Below are 15,428 nucleotides of genomic sequence, written 5' to 3'. Positions count from 1 at the left end.
GAGGAATAAAAATCTATAAAAATTTTTCGCCTAAATCAATCTTGAAATTTAGGGAAATTTGTTATATAGAAATTGTGGAAAAATATTTATTTTCAATTTCCTGTGGTGTTACCGGCTTACTAAAATAATATCCCTGTCCATATGTGCAGCCAAACTCTTTAAGGATATTTAGATGTTCTTCTGTTTCTATTCCTTCGGCAAGGGAATCCATTGATAGTATTTGTGTCAGCTTAATTACGGTGAAAACTATTCCTCTGTCATATTCATCATGGGTCATATCTTTTATAAATTCTCTATCTATTTTCAGAACTGATATTGGGAATTTTTTCAGGTATGTTAATGATGAATATCCTGTTCCAAAATCATCAAGCATGACTTCTATACCATTTAAGGTGAGCTTATCAAGTATGCGTTTATTATGGTCAATATTTTCAAGGAGAATATTTTCTGTAATTTCAATACATATTTTTCCTTGAAGGTTGTTTTCTATTACTTTATTTATAAGGAACTCAAGAACATCTTTATTTTTAAAATCTATTGGAGATATATTTATTGAAGCCCTTAGTTCAATTCCTTTCTCCTGCCATTTTTTAAGCTGCTCTGTTACTTTTTCAATAACAATTTTTGTAATAGAGCTAATAATACCCGTTTCTTCTGCAACAGGAATAAAAACAGAAGGTTGCATTAAACCGAATTTTGCCGAATTCCATCTAACGAGAGCTTCAACTTTAACCGGTCTGTTTGCCTGCAGGTCAAATATAGGCTGGTATAAAACAAAAAACTCTTCAGAAGATTCCTGAACAGCCCTTTTAAGTTCTTTTTCTATCTCAAATTTTTCTTTGATATGTTTTTCAAATTCCGGCGAGAAAAATACAAAGCTACTTTGATTTGTTTTACGGGATTTTTCTTTGGCTTTATACATTGCTATATCAGCCCTTTTGATTAATTGCTCAGCAGTAGTTCCATCTTCTGGAAAAACAGTTATTCCAATGCTGGCTGTTATGGTAAATTTGAGGCCGTTAACCTCCACAGGTTTTTCTATTTCTCTTATTATCTTCTCTAAAATAATTACAATATCTTCAAACTTAGCAAAATTAGGAATGATAACACCAAATTCATCTCCTCCCAGTCTTCCTACAATATCTTCTTTCCAAAGAGCTGTTTTTAATCTATCTGCAATTACTTTTAGAACTTTATCTCCCATTGAATGACCATAATTATCATTTATATTCTTGAAATGATTAAGGTCTATAAATAACAGGAAAAATTTATTTCTATTCTTGCGATAAAGGTTTATGAAATAATCAAGCTTATTATAAAATCCTCTTCTGCTGAGTAATTCCGTTAAAGAATCTTTCTCTATCATTTCTTTTAGTTTTTTTTCTAATTCTTTTATTTGGGTAATATCAATTGCTATACCCATACCATAGGGTTTTCCGTTTATGAAAACAGTGTTTGATATAATTAGGATGTCTTTTAAAGTTCCATCTTTTGCCCTTATTTTTATTTGGAATTCGTTTCTGAATTTTTCTCCTTTTAATCTTCTTTGGACATTTTTTATTATTTTTTCCCGTAATTCTGGATCTACTTCTGTTAAAAAATCTGTAAAAGGTCTTCCTATAACTTCTGCTGGTGTATATCCAAGGATATTTTCTATAAACGGATTCATATATTCAATTTTTTCTCGGAAAAGGTAAACTCCTACAGGTGCATTTTCAGCAAGAACTTCAAACATATGAGACTTTTCTTTGGCCTGTTTCAAATAATTTTCAGCTGCAGACAGTAAAAGATTTATCTCTTTCGCCAGTGTTTTAAACTCTTTTGAATTGTAGTTTTCAGGTAATCTCCGGTTAAAGTCCCCTTTTTCTGCAACATTCCTCAGTTTTTCTATAATGTTCGCCAGCGGTTGTCTAAAGAAGTTCCTGAATAGAAAATACAGTGCTACAAATGTTACTAAGAACATAGAAACGAAAATCGAACCGGCAATTATCATAAATGTATATGCCTGTTGCATTATCACCGGCTTAATACTACCAGAATAAATAGGCAACAGCTTTTTATTTATATCTTCTTCCATAAGGCTAAAGATATAATTATTCTCATTCTCTTTTAGATATAACTCTCCATTGGTAAGTCTTATTTTTTTATCGGGAAATGGTATCTGTATAGGATAATTTGCAAATTTAATATAATCCAGAGATAGCTCCGGAGTTTTTACCATCTTACCGAATATAAGAAATCCTGCTTTTTTACCTTTTCCACTGGTGGGGAGGATATATTGAACTGAAACTATCCATGGATGTTTATCTATCCAGATAAATCCGGTTTTTTCATAATTAAAAGTAATTGATTTAATTAGATTATTTAATAGTTCATCACAATTTAGAGATTTTGGATAACATCTATTTAAAACAGTTTTTTTCTTTAAGTTTAAAACAGCATATATATTAATTCCGTAGTCTTTTAAGGTTGTATTTTTAGGATCAAAATTGCTTTGAACAAAATTTTTATTTTTTCCCTGAACAAACAGATAAATATCATCCCAATAAGCTTCGTTTTTGGTAAGGTTTTTTAGGATTTTGACCTGTTTATTAAGGTCAGTATCTACATGTTCAAATGTGGAATATATATACTTGTATTCAATATTTTTAAAATTTTTTGTCTCCAGATTAAAGTAAAAAAATAAGAAAAAACCAATCAGAAATAAAAATATCCCTGTATAAAGTAGTAAAAATTTTGCTCTTAGGTTCATTTGTTAAATAATAATAATCTAATATGCATATCTAAGCAAGTTAGCGTATATCCAAACTTTAAGGATTATTAATGATTTAGGACAGTATCACTAAAAAAATTTAAAAAATCGATAACATTTATTATTAAGTTTTACCTGAACAACTTCCCAAAAGTAAAAGATAAAAACAAAGAAATAACGCAGGAGATTAAAAAAGGCATATAGCTGCCAAATTTATCCCATAAAATACCTGCAATTAACATAGACAAAAACGACGTTATCCCAATTAAAGTGTGATAAATTCCATAAGCACTGCCTTTTATTTTCTCACTTTTTATTAAATCTGATATGAAAGCCCTTGAAACCACTTCATAACCTGACATAAATATTCCATAAAAAATAAAACCCAGCCAGCCAAAGAATGAATTTTTTATCAAAAATACAAAAGATGTAATTGAAAACAAAATATATGTAAGCAGCATTGCTTTTGTTTTTTCTATCTTGTCTGAAAAAATACCAAATGGAAAACTGGAAAAAGCATAAACAATATTAAAAAGCAGATAAGCAAGAGGAATAAAACCGATAGAAATACCGACATCATTGGCTTTCAAAATAATAAAAGTATAATTCATAGTAAAAAGTGTAAAAACAGACTGGATTATCACAAATTTTTTAAAATCGGATGGAAGATCTTTAAAGCTAATTTTGATTTCAGAACTGGTTTTGTTTATTTTAGGTTCTTTTACAAAAGCGATTAAAATAACAACTGCAGCTATTGCAGGAAAGAAGGCATATAAGAATATTTTTCTGAAATTTTCCTCGGTTTCACCAAAATAAATAAGAAAAAGAAATGTAAAAAGCGAACCTAAAACTGCTCCTGCTGTATCCATACCTCTGTGAATTCCAAAAGCCTGCCCGCTTTTTCCTTCAGAAAATGAGGAAATCATGGCATCTCTCGGGGCTGTTCTTACGCCTTTGCCTGTTCTTTCTAAGGCTCTAATCCATAAAACATCTATCCAGCTTGTTGCAAAATATAAAAGGGGCTTTGAAAAAGCAGATAAAGTATATCCCAAAACCACCAGAAGTTTCCTTTTACCAATCTTATCTGACAGGTATCCGGAAAAAACCTTTAAAAAGCTTGTTATTAATGCTGCTAATCCTTCAATCAAACCTATTTGGGTTTTAGTTGCATACAGGAATTTTTCCAAAAAAATAGGTAAAATCGGGAAAATCATTTCACTGGATATATCAGTTAGTAAGCTGACTATTCCAAGGATAATTACATATTTTCTCATCCTAAAAATAAAGATACTGGGTAATCCTCAGAAATGCTAAAAGTTTTAATAAATCCTGATTCCTGTTGATTTTGCTTCCTGTGATATATAGTTCTGACTGTCTAATGGTTTTATTACTAAGTCAACTTTTTGTTCGCCGATTTTTTTATCAAGTTCAACCAAAAAGTCTAATTTCTTATCAAGGATATTTTTGTATTCTGGCGTTTCTATGTATATATCAATATCACCGCCTTTTTTCGTTAAATCCGCCCTTGAACCAAAAATCCAGACTCGGCAATTTTGCCCAAAATATTTTTTAGATAAATTTATGATTTCATCAATAACATCTTTTGAAAGTCTGACTTTTTTATATACCTTTTGCATTAAGATAATTCCTTATTTTGAAAAAAGTCTTTTTAATATAATTTAATTTTTCTATTGCGTTTTTGACTGCTTCTAATTTTATATCAGTTTCCCACGGGTATATATGGACAAACTCATTTCTTAGTTTTCTAATTTTGTTCCATTCTTCAGCACTTTCTAAAAAACCATATTTTTCAAGAGTGTTTAATATATCTATAAAAGTAACTTCTGTATAATTTCTTCCTGTCAAAATTTCAAAAAATAATGGAAATAATTTTTCTCCTATTGCACTTTGAAGTTTTATAAATCTAAAAATAAAGGCATCAAGTAAAACTATGTTTTCATAATTATCCAAATCTTCTGGAGACAAGTTAAGCTCTTTCAGCTTTTTTGTTTCGTAATCTAAAGTATCAATATGCTTTTCAATTTCCTGTAAAATCAGCTTTATATCCTTCATTATTCAAATTTCCTAAAACTTTTAAACATAATTTTAAACTTTTTAATTCTCTTCATAAAATTTAACAAAAATATCTTCAAAAGTTTTGGCGTCTGGGAATTTTTTGTGAAGGTTTTCAGGAGTGTCGTCAACGATTTTCTTACCTTGTTTCAGAACAACCACCCTGTTGCAGTATTCAGCTTCGCTCATATAGTGGGTGGTGATAAGAATAGATATTCCCCATTTTTGTTTAAGCTGATGCAGTAATTTCCAAAGCTGAGCCCTTGCAACTGCATCAACACCACTTGTAGGTTCATCTAAGAATAAAACCACTGGCTCGTGGAGTATAGCAGCAGCAACAGAAAATCTCTGGTTTATACCAAGAGGGAGTTCTGTTGGTAAATAGTTCATATACTCCTTAAATCCCAGACCCTCTGCCAATTTTTCTATTCTTTTTATGGCTTTTGAGACAGGTATTCTGTGCATATTTGCAAAATAAATTAGATTTTCCCTGACTGTCATATCTTTATAAAGGGCAAATTTCTGGCTGACATATCCAATTTTGCTTTTTAGCTCAAGCCTGTCTTTGTAGCTCTCTATCTTTTTTCCAAGTAGCCAGAGCTCTCCTTCATCAATTGGATAAAGTCCTAGTAGCATTTTTATAAATGTTGTCTTTCCTGCACCATTGGCACCTAACAGCCCGAGTATTTCTCCTTTTCTCAAAATCATGTCTATATGGTCGTCTGCTACAAAATCACCAAATCTTTTTGTTAAGCCTTTTGCTTCCATAACTATTTCCGGGATTTCTATCTGTGTTTCCCTTTCTTCAACGGTTATTTCTGAAATATGTTTATATTTTTTCAAGGCATCCACAAAGAAAACACTTTCAAGGTCTGGCTCTGCGTGAGGAACATTTAAAGGCTTTAAAGAGTATGTTCTTTTATTAAATGAAAAACATTCATCATGGCATTCAGTTTCAACATATGTATACTCTCTAACAGAGTCTATAAGTTCTTGAGCTGTTCCTTTTGCAATAATCTGCCCATCTTCAAAAAGTAGAACCCTGTCCATTTTTTCTGCTTCCTGCATATATCCTGTGCTTATAAGAGCAATAATTCCTTCTTTTTTTCTTATTTCATCAATAATTTCCCAAAGCTCCCGCCTGCTGAGTGGGTCTACTCCTGTTGTAGGTTCATCAAGTATAAGAAGTTTTGGTTTATGAATAAGAGTGCAGATTAAAGATAATTTTTGCTGCATACCACCGCTAAGGTGTCCAGCCTGTCTGTCCTGAAACTGATACAAACCTGCCATTTTAAGCAATCTTTCCCGATACTGCCAGTATTCATCATCCTTTTTAAGATTTCTTATTGCCGTAAAAAAATCTAAATGCTCTTTTACAGTTAAAAGTGGATATAAGACCAGTCCAATTCCCTGTGGCATAAAGCCTATATATGGTTTTATTTTTTCTGCTTCTTTTGGAGAACGATAAGTATGATCTCTATAAATAATTTCTCCTTCGAACTTAATTACACCTGCGATAGCATGCATTAATGAGCTTTTTCCAGCTCCATCAGGACCAATAAAGCCAATAATCTCCCCTTCATCAGCTTCCAAAGAAGCCCCTTTAATCCCGATTTTTTTCTTATATCTAACTGTCAGATTTTTTACTTGTAGTGTCTTTTTCATCTTTTTCTTTTTGGATTATCAGTTTATTTTTGAACCAGATGTCTCTTTGGGGATATGGAATTTCTATGCCTTTTTCTTTGAATGCATACCAGATACGGTAGTTAAGTTCACTCTTTGCAAGGGGTATTGGAGTTCTTTTTACATTTATCCAGACAAGGAGCTCAAAATTAAGGGAGCTATCTCCAAATTCAACAAATCTTGCTTCACGGGGGCGGTTTTTAAGGACAAATGGTGCTTTTTCTGCAACTTCCAAGAGGGTCATCTTTACCTTCTCAACATCCGAGTTATAAGATACTCCTACAGGAATATGAATACGAACAACGGGGTCAGTGTGAGACCAGTTAATCAGTTTGTTTGAAACCAGATGAGAGTTAGGGATAATAATATCAATGTTATCAAGAGTTCTAAGAACTGAGGTTCTAACCCCAATATCTATAATTTTGCCAAACTGGTCCCCAATAGAAATCCAGTCGCCTCTTTTTATTGTTTTTCCCAGAAGAAGAATAAAACCGCTGATAAAGTTATTTACGATATCCTGAATACCAAAACCAATGCCTATTCCCAGTGCTCCGGCAATTGGGATAAGCAGTTTCCAAGTTATTCCCATTGCAGATAATGTAATCAGGACAATAATGACCAGTGCAAAATGGTAAACCAGAATATCAATTGTTGTGGCAACTTCTTCACCTTTGGCTTTGTAATAAAAATAAATCTCCAAAATTTTCCGGAAAAATTTTGTGATTAAAAGAAGGGAATAAAAGATTATTATTCCTCTGATTATTGAGTAAATACTTAGTTTGATAGATTCTGTTTCTATAATACTGGTTTTAAGCAAGGAGATAACATACTTTTCAAAATACTTATCCAAATACGGAAAATGGGCTATTAGATTAAACAGAATAATAAATACTAAAATGCCTACTGTTTTGATAAAAATATCTCCTAAGATAACTACATCCCTTTCTCTAATTGAGAATTTCTTCTGTAATTTTTTCAATACACGGGGGGTTAATTTTTTCAGAACAAAAAAGCCTGCTATCGTTAAAACTATTAAAGCCACATACAAAATAACTTTTTGATACATCATCTAAACTTCCCTCAAAGCTCCGGAAGCTCCTTTAGACTTTTTGGTAAACCTTTTCCATCAAGGGAAATAACTCCAATTGCTGGAAGTCCCAGCTTAAGCAATGGATTAGGTTCAACAGGTTTTATATGAACTGCATAAACCCTTTGAATTCTATCTTCTCTGACTGCAACCTCTTTTGGTGTAAACTCTGCCTTTTTGGCAATTTTTACAACAATTGCAGGAATTGGTTTGTCCGGATAAGCGTCAAGGAATATCTCTGCTTTGTCTCCCACTTTTATTTTTCCTGTGTAAATTGTATCAACAAACATTTTCAGATATAAATCATCCGGATTTATTGCTGTTATAACGGTCATTCCTGCCCCAAGCACCTCGCCTACATTGGCTACTTTATCAACCACATAACCATTAATTGGAGAATATATGTTCAGTTCATCAAGGACAGCCTGTATCTGCTGCTTTTTCGCGTTTAAGGCTTTAATGCTTTCCTGCAGGGCTACTATTGATTTTTCAACTGCCTGAACTTTTTTTAGTGTGGATTTTGCCTGTTTTAACGAACTTTCTGCAGCGTTTATCTGCTGGATTAGCTGGTTTTTCTTTTTTAATAGGGCTTTTAGTTTGTCTTTATCTGTTTCCAGCTTAAGTTTTATTTTTTCAAATTTTTCCTTTGGAAAAAGTGATTTTTCTGTCAAAGATTTAAACCTTTTAAAATCCCTTTCATCTTGCTGGACAATCTTTTTCATAGAGTTTATCTGCTGGTTTAATTCCTCAAGCATAAATCTACTGGATTTTAGATTTGCATAGGCTTTCTGGACATTCTCAGGCAAGGTTTCTTTTATAATTTGAAGCTGAACTTTCTGGGCTTCTATTTCCTTTTGTTTTGCTTTAATCTCTGCTTCTATTGCTTTTAGCTGTGCTTCGTATTCCTTACTTTGTAATTTTGCTATAAGCTGACCTTTTGTTATCCTGTCCCCTTCATCTACAGCAAGGAGTTTTATCCTTCCGGGGTATTTTGTGTTTATATTGATTAAATCCCCATCTATTCTTCCTGTTCCCATAACAAGATTTGGGGGTAGTTTTTTTGGGTTTAGCTTCAAATAAATAAAATAAGCAGCTACCACAACAAGAAACAGGACAACAAATCCCAACCAGTATTTTTTTATGGCATTCATGCTTTTCTCCTTCTAAAGATATCAAAATAAACCAGAATTAAGGCAGGTAAAGCCCCAAATAACCCCCATAATCCTGCAACCAAAAATGTATCGTGGAAAGACCAGTTCATACTATAAAGATACTGGACTTTATAAATTAGTGCCATTGCAAGCTTTTTTGCCTTTTCCGGATATGTAAACTGGGAGAATATATGACTAAGCTTTGTTATAAACATTTCCACATAGGATATGTTCTGCTGATTATTGATACCCTCAAAATGCTGATAACCATATTTATACAGGTCATTTGTTGCTATAGCCGTTCCAAAAGAACCACCTATAAATCTGGAGTAATGCAGTAGTCCGGTTCCCAATGATGTTTTTTCCCCAAGATTTCTTAATGCAAGTGTAGTAACCGGTGCAAAAAACATCCCCAGTGATATCCCCAGAGGAATTGTCATAATGGCAGCTTTTATATTCGGTGTGAAATAATCAAGCCGTGGCAGGAAGTATAATGATGCTATCAAATAAATAACAATTGCCATATATAAGACCTTTTTCTCTCCTATTTTGTCTGACAGTATCCCTGCTATAGGTGAAAAGAGTGCAATAAAAACCGCAAATGCAAGAATATGTAAACCTGCATCAAAAGTAGATAACCCTTTTAAAAACTCAAAATAAAGGGGCAGTAGATAAAAAACCTGATACATTGAAAAACCAAGGAGTAAAAAGAATATAGAAAATCCTACAAAATATTCCTTTATTTTAAATATTGAAAAATCAATTAAAGGCTGTTTTGAAACCATTTCAGACAGGATATAAAACAGCAGAGAAAAAACGGCAATTATTACCATATAGACAATAAAATCAGACATGAACCAGCCAAGCTGCTGTCCTTTTGAAAGTATTATCAGCGTTGTAATGGTAAAAAGTGATAAGAGGCCAAAGGAAATAAAATTAAGTCTTGTTTTTTCCCTGATTAAACTTGTTTCAGGAAGATAAAATAGCGCCAGAAGAACAGTCAAAATTCCAACAGGAATATTTATAAAAAATACCCATCGCCAGTTTAGATATTCTGTGATATATCCACCAAGGGTAGGACCTATAGAAGGGGCAAAACTAACACCAAGCCCGAAAATCCCCATTGCCAGACCTTTTTTCTCAGGAGGATAAACGGAGAATAAAATTGCCTGTGCCGTTGCCATAATAAAGGCTTCTCCCATCCCTTGAAAAACCCTTGCAGCCACCATAGTTTCAAGACTGTCTGATATACCACAGGCAAAAGAAGAAATAGCAAACAGGAAAACCCCGAATATATAGATTTTTCTCAGACCAAAATTTTTGTCTAGCCATTCAGCCAGTATCAGCATAGTGGCAGAGGCTATCATATATGCTGTGATAACCCATTGGGCACCGTAAAGGTCAGTTTTTAAAGGGGCTGTGATTTTTGGAACAATAATATCAACAATGGTTGTATCCAGAATAGCCATAAAAGCCCCAAGCATTACTATTATCGTTATAAGCGTTCTTTCCCAGACTGATATCTGCTGATAAATAGGTGTATCTGTGTTCAATTTATTTTTCCCTTTTTATTTCTACTTTTCCGCCAAGACCAACTTTCAGGACAGATAAATCCCCTTCTGTAATTTTTATTTTTACAGGTATCCTCTGGGCTACTTTTGTAAACTCTCCGGCAGTTACATCCCTTGGAACTAAAGCAAATTTTGCTGCCGTTGCAGGATTTATCTCAAAGACTTCTCCTTTGTATTCCTTGTCCGGATAAGCATCAATATGTATTATTGCTTTGCTGCCTATTTTTACACCTTTCAGTTTTGTTTCTTCAAGTAAAACAAGGATATAAAGGGTGTTGTCCGGAACAATAGCATAAATCGGTTTCCCTGCAGGAACTACTTCTCCTTCGCTAACAAACTTTTTGGCTATTTTTCCGTTGTATGGTGAAATTAACTTTGTATATGAGATTAAATTTTCTAAATCCTTCTTCTGCTGCTGTAATGCCAGAATTTTATTTTGTAGACTTTCTATATTTTTCTTTATTTCAGGAATACTTAGCTTTTCCGCCTCTGCCAGTTTTATACTTTCCTGTGCTTTTTTAAGATTAAGTTTCAGACTCTCTATCTGCTGAAGAGTGGCTTTTTTCTGCTGGATTAATATCTTAAGCTGTGTCTGGGCTTCTTCATATTTTCTATGGGGGATTAACTCTTTTTTTGCCAGTCTTTCAAATCTTTCAACGTCTCTTTTAACAAGCTGAATTTTTGCTTTTATCTGTTTTAGCTGATGTTCAAGGGCTTTTATTGAAGTTTTTACCTGCTCTTTTGTTAAATAAGCTGTTTTTTCTTTTATTGAAACTTTTTGTGTGGTTTTTTTCAGTTTTTCCTCAAGGGACGCTTTTTTTGCCTGAAGGGCTTGTATCTGATGTTTTACCTGTTTTAGCTTTGTTATATAGTCTGTAGGGTCTATCTCGGCAATAACCTCTCCTTTTTTAACAGTATCCCCTTCATTTTTATACAGTTTTATAATTTTTCCCTGTGCCCTGTAAAAAGAGAGATTAGCCATCTGGTCACTCTCAACAAAAACTGCATCTGTAACGGCATAATCAATCCTGTGTTTTATCCATTTAAATGCCACAAAGGCAAAAACCACAATCAAAGCAACAATTATGATTAATCCTATCTTATTGCGCATTTATCCTTCCCCCTACAGCCTTTTCCAGTTCAACAAATGCTTTTATAAATTGGTAGTAAGAGATTTCTCTGCCTTTTCTGGCAGATGTAAGCATACTTTCAGCATCCAGAACATCGGTTGTGGAAGCAAGCTGATTTTTAAACTGCTCAACCACCATTCTGTAATATTCCTCTGCTTCTGCAAGGGTGTCTTCTGCCACCTTTAGATTTTCTTTTGCTGTCTGGAAGTTTTCATAAGTAGCTTTTACCTCAAGTTTTATATTGTTTTTTAGCTGTTTTAACTGAAGTCTTACCTTTTTTGCCTCAAGTTTTGTTTTCAGTGCTGAGTAATAAGGCTTTATACCTTGAAATTTCCATTGAAGACCTATTGATAATGCATAATTATCCTTTGGGTCTAAATATGGATACTGGTCTGTGTAAAAATAATAAGCTTGTGCTGCCACTTTAGGAAAAAATGAGGATAGTCTAATTTTCTCAAGTTTTTCCATTTCTTTTTCTTTTAATCTAACAGACCTGATTATATTTCTGTTTCTCAAGGCTAAGTTGTATAAAGCTTGAAGGTTTAAATTTTCTGGTATTTTTATTTTTACCGGCTGCAGCTCTATATCATCATTTATATTTTCATTTAAAATCTTTTTCAGTCTTGCTTTTGCTATTTTCAGGTCTCCTTCTGCTTTTCTCAGGTTCCTTTTTATCTCTGACAGTTTCACCTGTGTTTGAAGAATATCAACCTTTGTTACCAGACCTTCTTTATAGAACTCTTTTACACGGTATAGGTGCTTTTTCACAGCTTCGAGCTGTTTTTTATAAACTTCAACAATTGCCTGTGCCATAAGGGCATCAAGATAAGCTGTTTTTGTCTTAGCGGTTATCTGATTAATGGTTTCTTTTAATAACTCTCTGTTAGATTTAATCTCAAGCTTTGAGATAGAAATCTTGTTAGGCCGTGCAAATCCTGTAAAAATAGGGAAGTTTATCCCTGCAGAGAAGTTTTTAAAATCTTTGTCTACCTGTTTAAATGACAGGGGGAAAGGTAAAACTCCGTAAGGAATTTTTGTATAAGGAGTATCTTTATAGGTTGTGTAAGAAAAATTCAGAAAAAATTCAGGTGCCCACAGGTTGTAATCCTCTTTTAACTGGATTTTTGCTTTTTTTAGCTCTACCCTTTGCTGTTTTATCTCAAGGTTCTGTTTTATTGCTTTTTCTACTGCTTCATCTATAGTTAGCCCGTAAGCAAGCATAGGAATAAGTGCAAATAATAACCTTTTCATATCAGGCTCCTGTTATTATTTCTATTGCCTTATCAAATTTTTGTATGATTTCTTCATAGCTAAGATTGTTTATTAGAAGTTCAACCTCTGTTAGTCTTTTACCATAACCAATAAGGATATCTGCTCTAATTTCATTATCCGGAAACTCTTGAAGGTTCTTTTTATAAAACTCAAAGATTTTCCTTGATGTCTCAAAGTATATCTTCTGAAATTCTTCATTTACACATATTATTTGGAAGAAAAATATATAAGCTATCTGTTTATACTGGTAAAGAAGGGCAAAAATCTCCCTTGCAAAGAGTTTCATAACCTTTTCCGGAATATCTTTGTGCGAGGAATATTTCTCAATGGTCTGGTTTATCTGGTCAACTATCATCAGGACTATATGCATAAAAATATCTTCTTTGCTTTTGAAGTATATATAAAATGTGCCCTGTGCCAGTCCGGCATTCTGGACTATATCGGATATTTTGGTGTTATAAAATCCCTTCTGGGAAAATATCTGTATTGCCGAGTTTATAAGCTTTTCTTTTGTTGACTGACTCATCAGTCATTTAATTTAAATAAAAAGATTTAAGGTGTCAATTGGAAAGCTTGTTCATACATCCAGTTCTGTTTTTATATAGTCATCTATTGCATTGACAAGAAATTTTTTACCTGCGATAACTGCCTGTTCCCTTACCTGATTTGCAAGCTGTTTTGCCTTTTCTTTTTCTCCTTGAACTCCCAGAATCCTGAACAATGGAACATCAAGGCTGTAAGCATTTCTTAGTTTTGATTTGTATTCTTCTATTTCTTTTTTTATTTTTTCCAAAAATTCAGGATTTTCATAAAATACAGAAATTAAAGCATTGTAATAAACATAAAGCACGCTTTCCTTTTTTTCAGAGGACAGATTATTAAATGCCCTTTCAATCTCTTCCTTGAGGGATAAAAGTTTTTTCTCTTTGAACGGGTCTTTCATAAGGATTTCGTTTATCTCAACTATAAGCTTATGGTCTATTGTTATAATCTCAGGAAAAATCTGGCTGACCTGATGGTATTCTTCCTCAAAACCCATTATGTATATATTTGTTAAAAACTGGTTGATATATTTTTTAAATGGCTGCTGCATGTATAATTCCAGAATAGAAGGGCTTTTTTTAGAAAACTCTTTTAAATCCTTTATCTGCTTTACAAATTCCTTTATATAATCATCAATGTCCATAACGAGTGCAACGAAAGAATCCTCTATCTGCAGATAGCTGCCGACTATATTTATAATTTGTAAAATATTGTTTTCTTTTGGATAAGGTAAAAGCTGATTTTCTATCATCAGTTTTTTTATATTGTAGCTTTTTATAAGTGAACCAAGGGCTTGTTCGTCATCAGAATGGAATTTCAAATAATAAACATAGATAAATTGATAAAAATCCATTGCATTACGGTAGTTTTCTTTGAGGAGTTTACTGTATGAACTGAAAAACTCCTTTGAGGTTTTTATGAACTCAATTAGATATTTTAAAAATTCCAGTCTGTCATCAAGGATCAATAGGGCGTTAAGCATTCTTTTTAGGGTATAGAGTCTAATTAAATACTCATCTGCATCCTGACCTTTGAACTTTTCTAAAATACGATTTCCGTAAAATATTGATAGTTCAAATTCTCCGGAATGCTCAATGGTATCAAAAATACTGTCTATAACCGCATATTTTTTTTGCTGGATATTTTTATAAATACTTGTAAGAAAGCCAAGGGTAAATTTTAGCTCTTCTGTGCCGTAGTTAAGCAGAATTTGCTCGTAATCCTTCTTATCTGAAATAAAAACCTGATTAAGGGTCAGATATTCCTGATAATATTTATCTATTTCTTCCTCAAGTCTTTTTAAGTCCTGATTATAACCTTCCAATAATAAATCCATATTAAACCTCAAATATTGCTATTACAGGTGCGTGGTCTGATGGTTTTGGTGTCCTTCTTCTCCTTGGCCATAAATCAACATAAACATCTTTCAGATGTGGAATTAGTGGTTTTGTGGCAAGAATGTAATCTATTCTCATTCCTTCATTTTTCCAGATAGCACCGCCGATATAATCCCACCATGTAAACTGCTGTTTGTCTGGATACAGATATCTGAAAGTATCAACAAAACCAAAATCAAGGATATTTTTGAAGGATTCCCTTTCTTCCGGCATTGTGCCGATGGTGTCAGCAAGTAGCTCCGGGTCGTAAACATCTATATCTTCAATGGCAACATTAAAATCTCCGAGGGCTATTATTTTATCTTCAGGTGAAAAGTTTTCATCCAAAAACTGCCTGAACCTTTTATACCAGTCAAGCTTGTAATAGTATTTATCTCCGCCTCTTAAATCTCCGTGGGGAGCATACACATTTATGACCCAGATATCTCCTATCTTTGTAGATAAAATTCTTTTTTGCTGGTCAAAGTATTCATCCCCAAGACCTTTTTTAATTTCAACAAAATCCTTTCTGGAAAGGGTTGCAACACCGTTATATCCTTTTTGACCATAAACTACAGCCTTGTATCCAAGCTTTTCAAAATCTTCATAGGGAAATTTGTCATCTTCAACCTTTATTTCCTGAAAACATAGGATATCTATATCCTTTTCCTTTTCTATAAGCCAACGGATTATCAGATCTTTTCTTGTCCGTATAGAGTTCACATTAAAAGTGCATATCTTCATGGTCATTACCTCTTTTCCTTATTTTATGCTTGAGAAAAAAGGGAAT

Annotated in this window: 13 protein-coding genes; all 13 read right to left on the bottom strand. The window is 33.1% G+C overall.

Annotated features, from left to right (window positions below; all coding sequences use genetic code 11):
• Nucleotides 1-61 precede the first annotated feature (61 nt).
• The 13 genes from MVE07_RS06330 to xth all read right to left on the bottom strand — a co-directional run bounded on the left by MVE07_RS06330 (nucleotide 62) and on the right by xth (nucleotide 15,382).
• Nucleotides 62-2,752, bottom strand: coding sequence for an EAL domain-containing protein (locus MVE07_RS06330; RefSeq protein ID WP_297455469.1), 2,691 nt, complete (start codon nucleotides 2,750-2,752; stop codon nucleotides 62-64).
• 131 nt (nucleotides 2,753-2,883) lie between these two features.
• Nucleotides 2,884-4,026, bottom strand: a complete 1,143-nt coding sequence (locus MVE07_RS06325; protein WP_297455467.1) for an MFS transporter — start codon at nucleotides 4,024-4,026, stop codon at nucleotides 2,884-2,886.
• 45 nt (nucleotides 4,027-4,071) lie between these two features.
• Complete coding sequence (locus MVE07_RS06320) at nucleotides 4,072-4,389, bottom strand: nucleotidyltransferase domain-containing protein (protein WP_297455465.1); 318 nt, start codon at nucleotides 4,387-4,389, stop codon at nucleotides 4,072-4,074.
• A complete protein-coding gene (locus tag MVE07_RS06315) occupies nucleotides 4,373-4,825 on the bottom strand; it encodes a hypothetical protein (RefSeq protein ID WP_297455463.1) in 453 nt (150 codons plus the stop codon). The genes MVE07_RS06320 and MVE07_RS06315 overlap by 17 nt, the downstream gene beginning before the upstream one ends.
• A gap of 42 nt (nucleotides 4,826-4,867) precedes the next feature.
• The gene (locus tag MVE07_RS06310; protein ID WP_297455461.1) at nucleotides 4,868-6,490 is read right to left on the bottom strand and encodes an ATP-binding cassette domain-containing protein; all 1,623 of its coding nucleotides are present in this window, start codon (nucleotides 6,488-6,490) and stop codon (nucleotides 4,868-4,870) included.
• On the bottom strand, nucleotides 6,453-7,577 hold the full coding sequence (locus MVE07_RS06305) for a mechanosensitive ion channel domain-containing protein (RefSeq protein ID WP_297455459.1): 1,125 nt from the start codon (nucleotides 7,575-7,577) through the stop codon (nucleotides 6,453-6,455). The genes MVE07_RS06310 and MVE07_RS06305 overlap by 38 nt, the downstream gene beginning before the upstream one ends.
• Before the next feature lie 11 nt (nucleotides 7,578-7,588).
• Nucleotides 7,589-8,746: an HlyD family efflux transporter periplasmic adaptor subunit gene (locus MVE07_RS06300; RefSeq protein ID WP_297455457.1), complete on the bottom strand. Its 1,158-nt coding sequence runs from the start codon at nucleotides 8,744-8,746 to the stop codon at nucleotides 7,589-7,591.
• On the bottom strand, nucleotides 8,743-10,299 hold the full coding sequence (locus MVE07_RS06295; protein ID WP_297455455.1) for a DHA2 family efflux MFS transporter permease subunit: 1,557 nt from the start codon (nucleotides 10,297-10,299) through the stop codon (nucleotides 8,743-8,745). The genes MVE07_RS06300 and MVE07_RS06295 overlap by 4 nt, the downstream gene beginning before the upstream one ends.
• A gap of 1 nt (nucleotide 10,300) precedes the next feature.
• On the bottom strand, nucleotides 10,301-11,428 hold the full coding sequence (locus MVE07_RS06290; protein WP_297455453.1) for an HlyD family secretion protein: 1,128 nt from the start codon (nucleotides 11,426-11,428) through the stop codon (nucleotides 10,301-10,303).
• Nucleotides 11,418-12,698 (bottom strand): TolC family protein, encoded by a 1,281-nt coding sequence (locus MVE07_RS06285; protein ID WP_297455451.1) that lies wholly within the window; start codon nucleotides 12,696-12,698, stop codon nucleotides 11,418-11,420. The genes MVE07_RS06290 and MVE07_RS06285 overlap by 11 nt, the downstream gene beginning before the upstream one ends.
• A gap of 1 nt (nucleotide 12,699) precedes the next feature.
• The gene (locus MVE07_RS06280) at nucleotides 12,700-13,245 is read right to left on the bottom strand and encodes a TetR/AcrR family transcriptional regulator (RefSeq protein ID WP_297455449.1); all 546 of its coding nucleotides are present in this window, start codon (nucleotides 13,243-13,245) and stop codon (nucleotides 12,700-12,702) included.
• 51 nt (nucleotides 13,246-13,296) lie between these two features.
• Nucleotides 13,297-14,598: a hypothetical protein gene (locus MVE07_RS06275; protein ID WP_297455447.1), complete on the bottom strand. Its 1,302-nt coding sequence runs from the start codon at nucleotides 14,596-14,598 to the stop codon at nucleotides 13,297-13,299.
• A 1-nt stretch (nucleotide 14,599) separates the two neighbouring features.
• Entirely contained in the window at nucleotides 14,600-15,382 is a 783-nt protein-coding gene (gene xth, locus MVE07_RS06270) for an exodeoxyribonuclease III (protein WP_297455445.1), read from the bottom strand.
• Nucleotides 15,383-15,428: the final 46 nt, after the last annotated feature.

Source organism: Persephonella sp. (genome assembly GCF_027023985.1).
GTDB lineage: Bacteria > Aquificota > Aquificia > Aquificales > Hydrogenothermaceae > Persephonella_A.
Note: the sequence above shows the minus strand (reverse complement) of the source record. Positions and strands in the feature narration are given on the sequence as shown.